Genomic DNA, 14,668 nt, shown 5'->3' on the forward strand with positions numbered 1-14,668 from the left:
ACGCAGGTCATCCCTGAAGGGGCGGGGCCGGCCCGCGACCAGCATCAGCGCAGGTGGGGGCACCTGTCAGAGCTTGCGGACGCGGGTCGCGCGGTAGCGGAAGCTGTCCTGCCGGACCTGTTCGTAGTCGAACTCGACGCGGTCGCCGGCCTCCAGGAAGCGGTACCCGTCCATCTCGATCATGCTGAAGCCAACCCACGCGTCGAACCCAGGCGGCAGGTCGGGGGAGGAGATCGCTCCCCACCCCCGCTCGGCGTTGTAGAACTTCACGGTGCCCTTGGTCATTGAGCCAGAATGACCTGTTCGCTCCTGCGCGGCGATCGAGTTTCGCGGGGCGGCCGGCCGTTCCAGCACGCCGCTTCGGACAGCTCCGAGAACCGCGGCGGCGGCGGCAACTCCCGCGACGAGCCACAGCCGGCGTCTGGCCCGCCGCCCATGCGCTTCCCCGTCGTCGACCACGAAGGTGGTTGTACGGCAAGGAACGCGCCGCCGCCATCCCCCGGGTCTTCGATCAGAGATCAAGCGGGGCCGCGATCTCTCCGCCTACGGCTATCCCGTCCGGACTGCCGGGTGGGAGTGGATCAACCGGTAGCACGCAGGTCCGCGCATCCGGACTCGTCCGGCAGCAGCGGGCGGAAGCTGACCTTCCACTGCCTGCCGTCGGACGTCCACCGTGTGGTGGTCACAGCCGTACGCGCCGCTGCCAGCAGCTTCGTCGCGTTGTCGCCGCTGGCTGTCACGCAGCTCAGATCGACGCCTCCGCCGACCGGCTCGCCCGGCAGCGCCGGCCCGGGCCAGGCGCGCTCAGTACCCGCCGGATCGCCGCCGCAGGGGTTGGACGGAACGGTGCTGTCGGAGGGGGAGGGGCAGTCTCCGACCCAGGGGGAGGCGATCGCGGCCACCGCAGCCGGAATGTACGACTCGGGTTCGCTGACCGCACCCGGGCCCAGCGCGGTGGGCAGGTCGGTGAGTGCCGTGAACAGCTCCTGGGCTGCCCGCCGTGCGGACTGCTGCTGCGCTGTCAGCCCGTGGCCGTCCGCCTCGAAGAGCGCTTCCACCTGCATCGTCTCGACGCCGGCCGCGGTCCGGAGGGTGAAGCGGGTCGACGGTGCATCCGCGACCGGTGGTTGGCCGAAGTCCTGTTCGGCGCCGACGCCGGCCGCGGCCGCGCGGTCGACAAGCTTCCGCACATCGGCGGCCGAGATCCGCCTCAGTTGGATGTTCGGCAGCGCCGGCCCCGGATAGGCGAGGGTCTGCGGACCCTCGCTCATGACCCGGCCGTCGGGGTAGACGGCCACTATCGGCAGCCGGGTGGCCAGCATCTCCGGTGTCACGAAGCCGCCGACCCAGTCCACCCGCAGCACGGCGGTGTCGGCGCGGGCACCGGTGCCGGGGCTGTCACCGGCGGCGGCGCTGCCGCCGACGACGCTGTCCCGCACGTCGGCGGCGGCCCCGGCACAGGCCGCGGCCGTGAGAACCAGGGGTACGACGGCGGCCACCAGGCGGGCGCCGCGGAGCGTCATCATCGCCATGGCCCTTGGACGCAGCGGGCCCCGGTCCGGTTCCCCTCAGGAAGGGATGAACCCACAGTCCGCTGTCACGCCTTCCTGATGGCCTTCAGTGCGTACAGCAGCGGCACATGTGGATCCGTCTCCGGTAGCCGCCACCAGCCGTCCTCCCCGCGGACCATACGTTTCCACCGTGGCCACGGCAGCGCGTCGGTCTCCCTCAGCCCGGTCACGGTCAGGTCCGCCCCGACCAGCGCGTCGATCACCTCGCCGAGACCGTGCGTCCATTCATAGGCGACCGTCGCGCTCCCCAGCGCGGGGCCGTCGGTGTACGTGTAGGTCGCGTCGCGCTTGATCGGGCCCCGGCCCGCCAGGTAGTCATGGCGCAGCAGCAGTTCCTCGCCGACGCCCGGTGGGGGCTTGGGACCCAGCGCATTGAACAGCGGATGAAACTCCACCAGATACAGCCGGCCACCGGGACGCAGCAGACACGCGACCTCGGCGGCCCACCGGGGCAGATCGGGTAGATAACACAGCGCACCCTTGCCGGTGTAGACGACATCGAAACAACCTTGGCCCAGCACGCCCGCCGCGTCGTATACGTCAGACCGCACGTACCGTAGGTCGGCGCCGGCCCGCGACGCGATCTCCCGCGCCCGTGCGACGGATTCTCCGGAAAAATCCAGTCCCACCGCGCGGGCGCCTCGGCGTGCGAACGCAATGGTTTCCGTGCCGAGATGACACTGCAGATGGACGACGTCCCGGCCCGCCAGGTCGCCGAGGTCCTCCCATTCGAACGGCGCAAACCAGTCGAATGGTTTCCTGCTACCGTCGAGGCCGTAGAACGCGCTCGCCACGTGCACCGGGGTGCGGGCGTCCCAGTTCGCCTCGTTCGCCCGCATCATCCGCCGGACCTCGGCATCGAACTCCTGCGTCATGAGCCACAAAATAAGCGAGGCGCGCTCCGCGGCCTGTCGAACGCGGAACGAGTCTCAGTGGCCTTGGTGGGCCAGCCACGCCAGGGTGTCGTCGGTGATTTGGCGCCAGCCATAATCGAACAGAGCGGTGTGGGGGATCGGGAGATCCCTGGCCTCGAGGACGTGGTCGCCGACGCCGGACTGGCATGCTGGAGGCCCCTGCCTGTCAGCATGATGTGAGACGGTGACAGCCAACATCGAGAATGCTCTCGTTGCGGCCAGCCGTCTGGGACACTGCTGAGGTGAGTACCGGCTCGGCGCCGCCGCCCCTGAATATTCGATGCCTCACCGAGACGCCGAAGGACTACGGCGACTACGGAAAATTACTTTCTCCGCATCCCGTCGACGGCGAGATTGCCGCGTTGCTGCGTGAGGTTGAGGCGTTTGACCGATTCCCCGAGCTGATTGGTGCCCTGACGCCGCGGGTGGGCTGGGAGGCGCTGTGGGTCTTCGCGCGGCGCGCGGCCACGTTCGCGGTCCGGCGGCGTGACCCGGAGCTGCTCCGTGCCGGCCTGGTCGCGATCGGCGTGGCCAGCCGCAACAGCCTCGACTACCGGGACGAGCTGGTAGCGCTGGCGATGTTGTGGCACAGCGCAGGACTTCTCGACCTGGATGCGGAGGAGGAGGTCCGCGCAGCCGCGGCCAAGCTCCCGCTCTTCGTCGGCACGGCGAGGCACGCTCCGCCGTCGGAAGCCGAGGCCGACCGGCTGACGTGCTGGCTCGAACGGTCGCCACGCAATCAGTCGCTGGCCGTGATGGGGCTGCGTGAAGGAAAAGACAAAAGTGGCTTTCGCTATGTTCGGCATCTTTGACCGCGGCGCTCCGCCGACGACCGGCAGCTCGAGCTGCGCGAGCTACCGTCGGTCCGGACTCATCGGCCGATGTCATGGTCGCCGGCTTCGACCAGTCCACTTTCGTACGCGAAGACCACAACCTGGGTACGGTCGCGCAATCCGAGCTTGGTGAGGATGCTCGACACGTGCGACTTGACGGTCGCGGGTCCGATGAAGAGTTCCTGGGCGATCTCCGAGTTGCTGGACCCCCGGGCGACGGCGACCACCACATCACGCTCCCGATCGGTGAGGCGCTCCACGCGGCGGGAGGGGGCGGAGCCGACAGCACGGCGCTCGGTGAACCGCCCGATGAGACGCCGGGTGATCGACGGTGCCAGCAGCGCGCCGCCGTCTGCCACCGTGCGGACGGCGCCGGCGAGCTGGTCGGCGGGGATGTCCTTGAGCACGAAGGCGCTGGCGCCGGCGCGTAGTGCCTGGTAGACGTACTCGTCCGGATCGAACGTGGTCAGGATGAGCACCCGCACGTCCCAGTCGGCCTCGGCGAGGATTCTCGAGGTCGCTTCGAGTCCGTCCATCGCCGGCATCCGGATGTCCATGAGGATCACATCGGGACGATGCTGTCGCGCCACCTCGATCGCCTCGAGTCCGGTCCCGGCCTCGGCCACGACCTCGATGTCGCCGTGTACCCGCAGGACCATGGCCAGGCCTCCGCGGACCAGCGCCTGGTCGTCGACGATGAGGACGCGGATGCTCATGCGGGACTCCCTCCGATCGGCAGGCGGGCGACCACCCGGAACCCGCCGCCCGCGGCCGGTCCCGCGTCGAGGCTCCCGCCCAGCAGCAGCGCTCGCTCCCGCATGCCGATGATGCCGTGGCCGCCCGGGCCCTCGCGGACGGCACCCGGCTCGAGCGCGGCGGCGCCGCGCCCGTCGTCACGGACCTCGATGACGAGGCCGTTCTGTTCGGTGACCAGGCTGACCGTGGCGGGTGCGCCGGGGCCGGCGTGCTTGAGCACGTTGGTGAGCGCCTCCTGGATGATGCGGTAGGCGAACAGGTCCAGGCGGGCCGGAAGCCCGGCCGGCAGTCCGTCCGTGGCCAGCGTCACATCCACGCCCGCCCGGCGGATCTGCTCGATGAGCCGGGGCAGTTCCGCGAGGCTGGGCTGGGGCCCGAGATCGTCGGGGCTGGTCTCCGGTCGTAGGACGCCGAGCAGATGGCGCAGCTCCTCAAGCGCCTGGCGCCCCGCCTCCTCCACCGCCTCCATCGCCCGCAGGGCGGCCGCCAGGTCCTCGGCGGCGACGGCTCTGGCCCCGCTGGCCTGCACCGTCATGAGGCTCACCCGGTGGGCGACGACATCGTGCAGCTCCCGTGCGATACGGGTCCGCTCGTCGGTGACGATCCGGCGGGTCTCGGCGGCCCGTTCCCGCCGGAGCTGCGCGGTACGGTCCCCGCGGAGTTGCACACGGCGTCCGACATACCAGGCCCCGAACATCACGAGGCTGCCGAAGACGGGCACCTGCCACCAGGGGCCCGGATCGTCGAGACCGTCGACGCTGGCCAGCGCGGTTGCGGCGGCGGCTCCCGCGGGTCCCCGCCAGTCCACGGCGGCGTAACGGCCCACCGCGTACAGGCCGATGATCGTGGGCCAGCCGAGATGGGTGGTACCGCCGCCGAGCAGCACGGCCCAGGTGGTCAGCGCCACGCCCAGCACGAGCAGGGGCGCTCGTCTGCGCCAGTACAGCGCCGGGTTGGCCACGGCGCAGCCCACGAGGACGAGGATCGGGGCGTCACCGATCGAACGAAACAACAGCGTGTCGCCGGGCCCGTCCACCACGAACACCGTCATGACGAAGGACGCGAGGGCGAGGGCGGCGTCCGCGGCGCGCGGCCAGCGGGCGAATGGACCCCGAAACCGCCCCGGAGCGTTCTCTGGTGGTGTCCGGAAGGGCGGCGCCGTGCGGTTCACCGTCACTTCTCAGCGCGGTTCACGGCTGGCGGCCGCGGTTTCGCAATGGGCACCGCCTCACGGTAGGCGAGGCCGGAAGAGTAGTCGCCAGCCTCCAGGCGTAATGCGGCCTCCCCCGTGAGGCGGAGAGGAACCTCGAATCCGCGCCGTGCGACCGCCTTCCGGCGGGGCACCGAACCCCTCCGTGGGCGGGCGACGACCCGGGATGCCGACAAGCACAGTGGAGCGGCGCAGGAACGGAACGCGACGCCGCTCTCAGGAGAACCAGCCATGAAACAGTTCACCCGCCGCATCGGGGACGCGGCCGCGCACCGGCCAAAGCTCACGATCGCCGTCTGGGGGGTCGTCGCCGCTCTTCTGCTGGCTCTGGCCGGTACGGTCGGCGGCCCTTTCGCCGACGACCTCGTCGCTCCGGGCAGCCAGAGCGAGAACGCGATGGAGCTGCTCGAGGAACGTTTTCCCGAGGCGGCCGGGGGCAGTGCCCTGGCGGTGTTCGCCGTGGCGGAAGGACAGCGACTCGAGCGTCACCGCGACGCCGTCTCCGCGGCGGTCGCCCGCATCGAGGGCGTGGAGCACGTCGCCACCGTGACCGATCCGTTCACCGCCGGCACCGTGTCGCCCGGGGGACGCATCGGCTTCGCCGAGATCACCTTCGACGTGCCGGCGACGGAGGTCGGCACGGAGGCCCTCGCCGCGATCACCGACCAGCTGCGGCCGGCGCGGGACGCCGGTCTCGTGGCGGAGCTCGGCGGCGACGCCGCGTTCATCAACGCCGAGGCGGCGACTTCGGGCACGGAAATGGTGGGCCTGCTGGCGGCGCTGGTCGTGCTGGTCGTCGCGTTCGGCACGATCGTGGCCGCACTCGTCCCGATCGTGCTCGCCCTGGTGACCGTCGCCGCCGGGGTGGGTGGCGTCGTGCTGCTGGCCAACGCCATGGACGTGTCCTCGGCGGCCCCCACGATCGGGGCGATGATCGGTCTGGGTGTGGGCATCGACTACGCCATGTTCGTCGTGGCCCGCTACCGCGAGAACCGCGCGGCCGGCCAGGACGATCCCACCGCGCTCTCGAACGCGATGGGATCGTCGGGCACCGCGGTCCTGCTCGCCGGGGGCACCGTCGTCGTCGCGATGCTCGCCCTCGTGCTGACCGGCCTGGGTTTCCTGGCCTCGATCGGTCTCAGTACGTCCCTGGTAGTGCTGTTCGCCGTGGCGAGCGCCCTGACACTTCTGCCGGCGCTGCTCACGCTGCTCGGCGGCCGCATCGACGCGGGGCGGGTCCTGGGGCGCAGGCGCGCCGCCCGGCATCCCCGGGACACGGCCTGGTGGCGCCTCGCCCACCGCGTCTCCGGCCGGCCGTGGCCGTACCTGCTCGTCGCCGCGGCGGTGCTGCTCGTGCTGGCCGCGCCGGCGCTGTGGATGCGGACGGGCTTCCCGGACGCCGGCGACGACTCGACCAGCACCACGCACCGCCGTGCCTACGACCTGCTGGCGGAGGGATTCGGCCCAGGGGTGAACGCCCCCCTGCTGCTCGTCGCCGACCTGCGCCGGCCGGGCGCGGACCTCGACACCGTCCGCGCGCTGGCCGGGCGCGTCGCCGCGGACACCGGCATCGCCACGGTCGGCGACCCACAGATCTCTCCCGCCGGGGACACGGCCGTGCTGCACGCTCTCCCCACCACGGCCCCCGCGGACACCGCGACGTCGGAGACCCTCGCGCGCATCCGTGACCTCGTCCCCGGCAACGTCGCGGTGTCGGGGACGACCGCGCTGACCGACGATCTCACCAGGCAGCTCGCCGACACCCTGCCGATCTTCATCGCCGCCATCCTGGCCGCGTCGTTCCTGCTGCTGATGGTGGTGTTCCGGTCTGTCGTGCTGCCGTTGAAGGCCGCCCTGCTGAACCTGTTGTCGATCGGCGGCGCGTACGGCGTCGTCGTCGCCGTGTTCCAGTGGGGGTGGCTCGGGAGTTTGTTCCGCCTGGAGGGGACGTACCTGATCGCGTCGCCGCTGCCGACGATCTTCTTCGCGGTCCTCTTCGGTCTGTCCATCGACTACGAGGTGTTCCTGCTCTCACGGATCCGTGAGGAGTACGACGCCACCGGGGACAACGCCGAATCGGTGGCCCGCGGCATGGCGGGAACGGGTCGCGTGATCACTTCCGCGGCACTGATCATGACGGTGGTGTTCCTCAGCTTCGTCGCCAACCCCTCTCCGCTGGTCAGGATGATGGGTCTCGGGCTGGCGGCGGCGATTGTGCTCGACGCGACGATCGTCCGCATGGTGCTGGTTCCCGCCGCGATGGCGCTGCTGGGCCGGGCGAACTGGTGGCTACCCCGCTGGCTCGACCGCCGGCTGCCCCGGGTGGGCTCAGGCGGTGCCGGCCTCCCACGGCAGTGCGAGCCCGTGCTCGCCGTGCCTGCCGACCTGGTGAAACGCGACTGACCGATGGTCCACAGGCACCGGCACACCAGCCGGGAGGAGCCTGCCGGGCTGCACGACTCCGGTTACGTCTCTGTCACGGAAACCTTCTGGTCGGTCCGGCCCGGCGCCCACATCTTCGTCGTCGCGACGGTGAGCCGAAACGGCGGCAACGGCCCGCGCCTGCGCCTGTCTGCCGACCCCACAGGCGAGGGGACCACGGCCTGCACGCGCGCGCAGACGCTGGACCAACCTGGCCACCCGCGCCGCCCGCTGGGCAGCGGGCGCCAGGGCTACCGCGGTGACCGGTCTCGTCCTCACCAACGCCGGGCTCGTCCTGATCCTGACTGGCTTCGGCTGACCCGGCGCCCCCAGGGGCACCGCACCCACCGAGCGGAGTCGTCGTGTGCGCCAGCTCCACCCGCGGGGCGAGGCCGGTCAGGACTCCGACAGCGACCATGATTGTTGTCCGGCGAGTGGCGCTTGTCCGCGGACACAGCCGTCAGCCGTCAGCTGTCAGCCGGCCACCGTCGCCGGTCAATGAAGGAGATATCCGCAGGCGACTCCTGGGCGTGCCGCTGGCAAGCAAGTCGCGGGAGGATCGGCCGTATGACATCAGGTAGGCAGCTTTTTCTGGACGTCGCCGCATCGGCTGCGGCGCTGCTACGCGATCCGGCGGTCGCCGCGTCGTGGGAAACAGACAGCGCGTTGGCTGAATTCCGCGTCAGCGGGCTGACCGCGCACCTGGCCTGGCAGATCACCATCATTCCCTGGCTGCTCGCCGAAAAGCCACCGGACGAGGAACCCGTCGCTCTGTTCGACCACTACACCACCCAGGCGGTGTGGATCGGCGCGCCCCTGGACGACGACCTCAACGTGACCATCCGCCGCCTCAGCGAGGAGATGGCCGCGGACGGTCCGGGCGCGCTGGCGGCCCTGGTCGACGCCGCCATCGGTGAGCTGCGCGACCTGCTGCCAGCCGAGCCTGCCGGGCGGATCGTGAGCCTGGAGTCGATGGTGCTGTCCCTCGACGACTTCCTGACCACCCGCACACTGGAGATCGCCGTGCACTCGGACGACCTGGCGGTAAGTGTGGGCGTGCCGACACCGGAGCTGCCGGCCCCGGCCGCCGACACGGTACTCGCCCTGCTGACCCGTCTCGCGGTGCACAGGCACGGGCCCACGGCCGTCCTGCGTGCGTTCAGCCGCGCCGAGCGTGCCCCCGCCACGATTACGGCGATCTGAGCGGCGGGTAACCCGACGCGGGCAGCCGGATGTCGCCGTGAACCGCGCAGGCGTTCGGCAGGCGTGCCGGCGCCGACCGAATATGGTCGTGCGTCATGCGGAACTCGTTCTGTTCGTACTGCGGCACGAAGTACCAGCCTGATGTGGCGTGGCCGCGGGTGTGCGCTGGCTGCGGCGAGACAACGTGGCTCAATCCGCTTCCGGTGGCGGTGGCGTTGCTGCCCGTCGTGGAACCTGACGGCGGACGCGGTCTGGTGGTGGTGCGCCGCGACATCGACCCCGGCCGTGGCGAGCTGGCGCTGCCCGGCGGTTTCATGGAGCTGGACGAGGCCTGGCGCGACGCCGTCGTTCGGGAGCTGAGCGAGGAGACGGGAATTACCGAGCAGGCGGCGGATGTCCGCCTGTTCGACGTGCACAGCGGGAACGACGGCCGGTTCCTGCTGGTGTTCGGCCTCCTGCCGGAACGGCGTTGGGCCGAGCTACCGCCGGTGATCGCGACGAACGAGACGGCCGAGTGGCTGGTCGTCACGGAGCCGCGGCAGCTCGTGTTCCCGACCCATACCGACGCGATGGCCTTCTACTTCGTGCGAATCGAGGGGCAGGTGTCGGCCTCCGCCTCCTGAAGCTCGTTCAGGGCCGTCGTCCCGGACCAGGGATCATTCTGGGGCGAGCTGTGCGGCCGGGGGTGTGGTGCTGGCGGTCAGTGTCCGGGCGGTGCGGGCGACACGCCGGCTGATGCGCCAGCCCTCCGTGGTTCGGAGGAAGATGTCCTCGTAGCTACCGATCACATCGACCCAGTTCGCCGGATCGTCGGGAGTTACCAGGAGGACGCCGTGGACGTAGGACCGGACGGCCGCCCGGTCCCCGTCGATCCTGATGGCGATGTTCGATATGCGGTGGAACGTCGGGCCCATGTTCTCGTGGGTCCGTGCCATGACCTCGGTGAGCGCGTCGGCGCCGGTGAACTGTCCGAAGGAGCCGTAGTCGGCCTCGACGTCGGGCGTCCAGCAGGTTCGTAACAGTTCCCAGTCTCGTTGGTCGATTCCCGTGGCGTAGCGGACGACCACGTCGCTGATCTGCGCGTGGTCTTCCTGGAAGTTGGACACGGCTACCTTCCTGTCTTTCCCGGGTCAGCAGGCTATCCCCGGCCGGCGGTGCCGTGGTTGGTCTGCGTCTGGGTGTACGGGCTGGCCTGGTCGGCGGCGTGCCCGGGCCGGGGCTGCAGCAATCTGATGATCATTTCGACGGTGCGTTCCACGGGACGGCTCCGTGCCGTGGCCGCGGACAGGAGGGTACGGGCCAGGATGGCGCCGAGCAGCATGTCGAAGACGTCGTCGGGATCGACGTCCGGGTCGATGCTGCCGGGCGGTGCGGCGCGGAGGATGTCCTGGAACTGTGGCCGTGCGGAGACCCGTAGGTAGAGATCCGGCGGGCGGGGCCGGCTGGACGCCTGGTGGTGGGCGAGGAGACCGGCCGCGGCCGCGCGGGACGCGGGGGCGCTGAAGGCTGCCAGGTAGGCGCGGACGAACCGGCGGATGTCTCGGCGGAGGTCTCCGGTCGGCTGCACGCTCGGCGGGCTGAGCCCGGGGAAGGTCGCTTCTTCGATCAGCTCGATCCGTGACCCCCAGCGACGGTAGATGGCCGAGGCGTGCACGCCGGAGTGTGTCGCGACGGCCTGGATCGTGGTCGCGTCGAAGCCGCGTTCCACGAGGAGCTCGCGGGTCGCCGCCAGCGCGCGTTCGTCGATGCTCGTGTCGCGCGGGCGTCCTGGGCGGCGAGCAGGCTCTGCCATGCCCGCGATCGTATGGTCCGAGCGTTCCAGCCGGCACCGCTTCCCCCAACTTCCAGGACAGCGTCTCCCGAAAAATTTCAGGACGATGTCTTCTATAACTGGTTTGGTGCCGCTACAGTCCCGTGACGGGAACATGTCCTGGTCGCGGACGAGTGGAGAGCCGATGAGAGCCGCTGTGCTGCGGGCGGGAGTCGTCGAGGCCCGGGTTGTCGACGACCCGGTGCCGGGGCCGGGCCAGCTGCTGGTGCGGTCGCTCGCGTGTGGGATCTGCGCGTCGGACATCCACTTCATGGACCACCTGGAAGCGGGCGTGGACGACGACAGCGGGATGTCGACCTACGACCGTGATGTCGACATCGTCATGGGCCACGAGTACTGCGCCGAGGTCGTCGACCACGGCCCCGGCACCGAGCGGCGGATCCCCGTCGGCACCCGGGTGAGCTCGCTGCCGGTGCTGTCCACGGCCACCGGGCGGAAGATCATCGGGCAGAATCCGGAGTCGCCCGGCGGGTTCGGTGAGTATCTCCTGCTCGACGAGGCCATCACCCGTGTCGCGGTCTCCGAGCTCCCGAGCGAGATCGTGTGCATCGCCGACGCGATCTCGGTCGGCTGGTCGGCCGCCTCCCGGGCGCGGATGACGGCGAAGGAGGTGCCGCTGGTCATCGGCTGCGGGGCGATCGCCCTGTCCGCGATCGCGCGGCTGAAACGGCTGGGGGTCGGGCCGATCCTGGCGGTGGACTTCGTCGCCTCGCGTCGCGAGACCGCGCTGGCCATGGGAGCGGACGTGGTCATTGACCCCGCCGAGGTGTCCCCGTACCAGGCCTGGCGTGACGTGGCCTACGGGTCGCCCGAGACGATGAGGGAACTGATGGCGGTCGCCGGACTGCCGGGATGCGTCGTGTTCGAGTGCGTCGGTATTCCCGGTGTCCTGGATTCGATCATCAAGGGCTGCGAGCGCAACACCCGGATCTCCTCCGTCGGAGGTCCGCCGGACGGCGACCACCTGCACACCCTTACCGCCAAGCGGAAAGGCATCAACATCCAGTTCGGGGGCGGCCCGTCGATGCGGCACTGGGACGAGGCCTTCGAGGCGGTCTGCTCGGGCGACCTCGACGTCACACCGATGCTCGGCCGGACCGTCGGGCTCGACGAGGTTCCCGAGGCGCTCAACGCCTCCCGCGACGCCAACGGACCGGTCCGCATCGTCGTCGTGCCCTGAACCGGGTTCCCCGCACACGTTCGGAAGGACTGATGGATGAGTGAGATCGAGGAGCTGCGCGCCGCTGTCGAGACGCTGGCGGCAAGGGTCCGGCTGCTGGAGGACCAGGTCGAGATCATGCAGCTCGTCGCCCAGTACGGGCCCGCCGTCGACAGCGGGTCGGCCACCGCCACGGCGGAACTGTGGACCGAGGATGGCACCTTCGACGCCGTTCCCCACCTTCGGATGCGAGGCCGGGGTGACATCGTCGACATGGTCAACGGCGGCCACCAGAGCCTGATCCAGGGCGGCTGCGGCCACGTTCTGACCGTCCCGCACATTTCGGTCGAGGGGGATCAGGCGACCGGCCGCAGCTACGCGCTGAACATCCGCTGGGACGCCGACGCCGACCGGTTCCGGGTGGCCCGCGTCTCCGCCAACACCTGGCGCTGGACGCGTACACCGCAGGGCTGGCGCATCAGCGAGCGGGTGAACGCCAACCTCGACGGCACCCCCGAACACCGCGCCATGCTGGCCCCACGCCCACCTGCCGCCGGCGACCCGCCGGCCGAGGGCCAGCACGCACACAGCCTGGAGGATCGATGAGGATCGGATTCGTCGGGCCGGGCCGGATGGGCCGGCCGATACTCGACCGGCTGACGGCCGCCGGCCACGACGTCACGGTGCTGGTGCGCCGCCCGGAGGCCAGGGCAGCGGCCGAGGCCGACGGGCTGCGCTGGGCGGCAACCGTGGCGGAGACCGTCCATGACGCGGATGCGGTGTTCATCGTGGTGCTTCGGGACGACCAGGTCAGGCAGGTGTGCCTCGGCCCGGACGGGGCCATCGCCGCGATGAGGCCGGGGGCGACGCTCGTCCAGCACACGACCTGCGATCCCGCGACGGCGTGCCTGCTCGCCGAGCAGGGAGCGGGCCGGGGGATACGGGTCCTTGACGCTGCGCTGTCGGGTGGCCCGCACGACATCGCCGCCGGCCGCCTCACCCTGTGGGTGGGTGGCGACGAGGTACTGCTGGACGAGATGCGACCGGTCCTCGGGGTGTACGCGTCGCCGATCATGTTCGTGGGGGAGCTGGGTAACGGTCAGCGGGTCAAGCTCGTCAACAACGCGCTGTTCGTCGCGCAGGTGGGTCTTGCGGTCGACGCGGTGCGCCTGGCGGGTTCGCTGGGAATCGAGGAGACGGCGATCCTGGCGGCCGTTGCGCACGGCAGCGGCGCCAGCCGTGCCCTCGCGGTCGTCGCCGGTGGCGGGTCGGTGGACGCGGTACCCGGGCGCATCGGGGACCTCATGCTCAAGGATGTCACCGTGGTGCGCGAGGTCGCGCGGAGCGCAGGCGTGGATCTCGGGGTCATCGGGACGGTGCTGGCCTCCGACGCCGTCGAGACGAAGGTGCTCCGCCAGACCGGTGCATCCGCCCGGACACCCTGACCGCGGGCGCCGCCGGCGCCGCGGGCCGTCCGCCCAGGACCGAAAGGTGACAACAGTTATGACAGCCAAATACGGACCGTGGGGCATCATCGCTGGCGGGTCCGACGGAGTCGGCGCCGCGTTCGCGCACGAGATGGCAGCCCGGGGCCTGAACGTCGTCCTGGTCGCCCGGCGGGTTCCCGTCCTGGAGACGTTCGCCGAGGAGATACGGGCCCGGCACGGCGTCGAGGTCCGCACGGTCGCGCTGGACCTCAGCGTGCCAGGCGCCGTCGCATCGCTCGCGGACGCGACCTCCGACCTCGAAATCGGACTGTTCGTCTACAACGCCGGCGGCGACGACACCAGCACCCTCTTCCTCGACAAGGACCTCGACACCCATCTGAAGTTGATCCACCGCAACTGCGACAGCGTCCTCGAAGCCGCCTACCGTTTCGGCGGCCCGATGGTTGCCCGGCGGCGCGGTGGCCTGGTTCTGGTGACCTCCGGCGCGGCCTGGGCCGGCGGCGCGACGCTCGCCACCTACGGTGCCACCAAGGCCTTCGATCTCCTTCTCGCCGAGGCGCTCTGGGCCGAATGGCACACCAGCGGCGTCGACGTCCTCGCTCTCGTGCTCGGCAGGACCGACACCCCGTCCATGCGCCGCGTGTTCGACGCGAAAGGCGAACCCTACGGCGACGCCGCGGACCCGGCCGACGTCGCGAAGCAGGCACTCGACCACCTCGCCGACGGGCCCACCTGGATCTTCGGCAGCCAGAACCCCACCGGCGGCTCACCCTTCGGCGCGACAAGCCGTCGCGACGCCGTCCTCGTGATGAGCCGGGGATCATCCACGAGCAGCGCCAGCACAGGGTCCTGACACCACCCCGGGCCCGGGCCTGCCTCTGCCTGTAGCGGCCGGACGGTCAGAGGAAGCCTGCTGTTCTCGTTCGCGAATGGTCACAAACTAGCCCAGATGGCCCGAAATCATCGACGTCGAATCACGAGCCGGACTTTGGCTGCTACGGGCAAAGAGTTGGCCGAATGCGCAAAGACCTCCACGGTCCCACCCCCGATGATGTGTCGAGACGGCATCGCCGGTAAATCCAGGAGGGCAGGGGTGACGCTCATGCCCATGGAAGGGTGGAAGATGAATCGTGGGACGCGATTATTCGTCGCCGCTGTCGCATGCTGCGTGGCGCTTCTCCTGGAGGCCTGCGGCGGCGGCAGCGATCCCGCCGGGTCCGCGGGGTCCGCGGGGCCCTCGGGTGAGCCGGTGGCGGGTGGCGAAGGCCGGATCCTCACGTTGAGCGATCCGCGCACTCTGGATCCGGCAATCCTCGGCAACT

At 70.5% G+C, this 14,668-nt stretch carries 15 protein-coding genes and 1 pseudogene; 9 read left to right on the forward strand and 7 right to left on the reverse strand.

The genetic code is table 11. The features are described 5' to 3' along the window. Window positions 1-66: 66 nt before the first annotated feature. The 3 genes from AC559T_RS32560 to AC559T_RS32570 form a co-directional block, all read right to left on the reverse strand. Window positions 67-285, reverse strand: coding sequence for a cold-shock protein (locus tag AC559T_RS32560; RefSeq protein WP_020464544.1), 219 nt, complete (start codon window positions 283-285; stop codon window positions 67-69). Window positions 286-581: 296 nt separating this feature from the next. Next, window positions 582-1,526, reverse strand: coding sequence for a cold shock domain-containing protein (locus AC559T_RS32565; RefSeq protein ID WP_498871123.1), 945 nt, complete (start codon window positions 1,524-1,526; stop codon window positions 582-584). A 71-nt stretch (window positions 1,527-1,597) separates the two neighbouring features. Next, a complete protein-coding gene (locus AC559T_RS32570) occupies window positions 1,598-2,446 on the reverse strand; it encodes a class I SAM-dependent methyltransferase (protein WP_498871124.1) in 849 nt (282 codons plus the stop codon). 281 nt (window positions 2,447-2,727) lie between these two features. On the opposite strand from AC559T_RS32570, the gene AC559T_RS32575 reads away from it, so the two are divergent. Further along, window positions 2,728-3,297, forward strand: coding sequence for a hypothetical protein (locus AC559T_RS32575; RefSeq protein ID WP_498871125.1), 570 nt, complete (start codon window positions 2,728-2,730; stop codon window positions 3,295-3,297). A 59-nt stretch (window positions 3,298-3,356) separates the two neighbouring features. Here the strand turns inward: AC559T_RS32575 and AC559T_RS32580 are convergent, their stop codons facing one another. Then, window positions 3,357-4,034, reverse strand: coding sequence for a response regulator (locus tag AC559T_RS32580; protein WP_071064900.1), 678 nt, complete (start codon window positions 4,032-4,034; stop codon window positions 3,357-3,359). Next, complete coding sequence (locus tag AC559T_RS32585; RefSeq protein ID WP_235014358.1) at window positions 4,031-5,245, reverse strand: sensor histidine kinase; 1,215 nt, start codon at window positions 5,243-5,245, stop codon at window positions 4,031-4,033. Before AC559T_RS32585 ends, AC559T_RS32580 begins: the two co-directional genes overlap by 4 nt. A gap of 270 nt (window positions 5,246-5,515) precedes the next feature. Here AC559T_RS32585 and AC559T_RS32590 point away from each other — a divergent pair, with 270 nt between their 5' ends. The 3 genes from AC559T_RS32590 (at window position 5,516) to AC559T_RS32600 (ending at window position 9,531) form a co-directional block, all read left to right on the forward strand. Next, a complete protein-coding gene (locus AC559T_RS32590) occupies window positions 5,516-7,687 on the forward strand; it encodes an MMPL family transporter (protein WP_498871126.1) in 2,172 nt (723 codons plus the stop codon). 585 nt (window positions 7,688-8,272) lie between these two features. Beyond that, on the forward strand, window positions 8,273-8,908 hold the full coding sequence (locus AC559T_RS32595) for a maleylpyruvate isomerase N-terminal domain-containing protein (protein WP_498871127.1): 636 nt from the start codon (window positions 8,273-8,275) through the stop codon (window positions 8,906-8,908). A 95-nt stretch (window positions 8,909-9,003) separates the two neighbouring features. Further along, window positions 9,004-9,531 (forward strand): NUDIX domain-containing protein, encoded by a 528-nt coding sequence (locus AC559T_RS32600; RefSeq protein ID WP_498871128.1) that lies wholly within the window; start codon window positions 9,004-9,006, stop codon window positions 9,529-9,531. A gap of 33 nt (window positions 9,532-9,564) precedes the next feature. Here AC559T_RS32600 and AC559T_RS32605 read toward each other — a convergent pair whose 3' ends face one another. Continuing rightward, entirely contained in the window at window positions 9,565-10,014 is a 450-nt protein-coding gene (locus AC559T_RS32605) for a nuclear transport factor 2 family protein (protein ID WP_071064894.1), read from the reverse strand. A 32-nt stretch (window positions 10,015-10,046) separates the two neighbouring features. Next, window positions 10,047-10,700 (reverse strand): helix-turn-helix domain-containing protein, encoded by a 654-nt coding sequence (locus AC559T_RS32610; protein WP_498871129.1) that lies wholly within the window; start codon window positions 10,698-10,700, stop codon window positions 10,047-10,049. A gap of 163 nt (window positions 10,701-10,863) precedes the next feature. Between AC559T_RS32610 and AC559T_RS32615 the strand changes: the two genes are divergently transcribed. The 5 genes and pseudogenes from AC559T_RS32615 to AC559T_RS32635 all read left to right on the forward strand — a co-directional run. After that, a complete protein-coding gene (locus AC559T_RS32615) occupies window positions 10,864-11,919 on the forward strand; it encodes a zinc-binding dehydrogenase (RefSeq protein ID WP_498871130.1) in 1,056 nt (351 codons plus the stop codon). A 36-nt stretch (window positions 11,920-11,955) separates the two neighbouring features. Beyond that, the gene (locus AC559T_RS32620) at window positions 11,956-12,504 is read left to right on the forward strand and encodes a nuclear transport factor 2 family protein (protein ID WP_112107863.1); all 549 of its coding nucleotides are present in this window, start codon (window positions 11,956-11,958) and stop codon (window positions 12,502-12,504) included. After that, entirely contained in the window at window positions 12,501-13,343 is an 843-nt protein-coding gene (locus tag AC559T_RS32625; RefSeq protein ID WP_498871131.1) for an NAD(P)-dependent oxidoreductase, read from the forward strand. The genes AC559T_RS32620 and AC559T_RS32625 overlap by 4 nt, the downstream gene beginning before the upstream one ends. A gap of 58 nt (window positions 13,344-13,401) precedes the next feature. Next, on the forward strand, window positions 13,402-14,199 hold the full coding sequence (locus AC559T_RS32630) for an SDR family NAD(P)-dependent oxidoreductase (protein ID WP_112107861.1): 798 nt from the start codon (window positions 13,402-13,404) through the stop codon (window positions 14,197-14,199). A gap of 249 nt (window positions 14,200-14,448) precedes the next feature. Then, window positions 14,449-14,668, forward strand: a pseudogene (locus tag AC559T_RS32635) (ABC transporter substrate-binding protein); the annotation flags it as partial.

The organism is Frankia sp. Hr75.2 (assembly GCF_949319125.1).
GTDB classification, from domain to species: Bacteria; Actinomycetota; Actinomycetes; order Frankiales; family Frankiaceae; genus Parafrankia; species Parafrankia soli.

Bases quoted from the DNA above. Each gene is read 5' to 3' on its own strand.
- AC559T_RS32620 (WP_112107863.1), top strand. From the start codon at position 11,956: ATGAGTGAGATCGAGGAGCTGCGCGCCGCTGTCGAGACGCTGGCGGCA.
- AC559T_RS32580 (WP_071064900.1), bottom strand. From the start codon at position 4,034: ATGAGCATCCGCGTCCTCATCGTCGACGACCAGGCGCTGGTCCGCGGA.
- AC559T_RS32570 (WP_498871124.1), bottom strand. From the start codon at position 2,446: ATGACGCAGGAGTTCGATGCCGAGGTCCGGCGGATGATGCGGGCGAAC.
- AC559T_RS32595 (WP_498871127.1), top strand. From the start codon at position 8,273: ATGACATCAGGTAGGCAGCTTTTTCTGGACGTCGCCGCATCGGCTGCG.
- AC559T_RS32630 (WP_112107861.1), top strand. From the start codon at position 13,402: ATGACAGCCAAATACGGACCGTGGGGCATCATCGCTGGCGGGTCCGAC.
- AC559T_RS32560 (WP_020464544.1), bottom strand. From the start codon at position 285: ATGACCAAGGGCACCGTGAAGTTCTACAACGCCGAGCGGGGGTGGGGA.
- AC559T_RS32590 (WP_498871126.1), top strand. From the start codon at position 5,516: ATGAAACAGTTCACCCGCCGCATCGGGGACGCGGCCGCGCACCGGCCA.
- AC559T_RS32600 (WP_498871128.1), top strand. From the start codon at position 9,004: ATGCGGAACTCGTTCTGTTCGTACTGCGGCACGAAGTACCAGCCTGAT.
- AC559T_RS32610 (WP_498871129.1), bottom strand. From the start codon at position 10,700: ATGGCAGAGCCTGCTCGCCGCCCAGGACGCCCGCGCGACACGAGCATC.
- AC559T_RS32565 (WP_498871123.1), bottom strand. From the start codon at position 1,526: ATGATGACGCTCCGCGGCGCCCGCCTGGTGGCCGCCGTCGTACCCCTG.
- AC559T_RS32625 (WP_498871131.1), top strand. From the start codon at position 12,501: ATGAGGATCGGATTCGTCGGGCCGGGCCGGATGGGCCGGCCGATACTC.
- AC559T_RS32615 (WP_498871130.1), top strand. From the start codon at position 10,864: ATGAGAGCCGCTGTGCTGCGGGCGGGAGTCGTCGAGGCCCGGGTTGTC.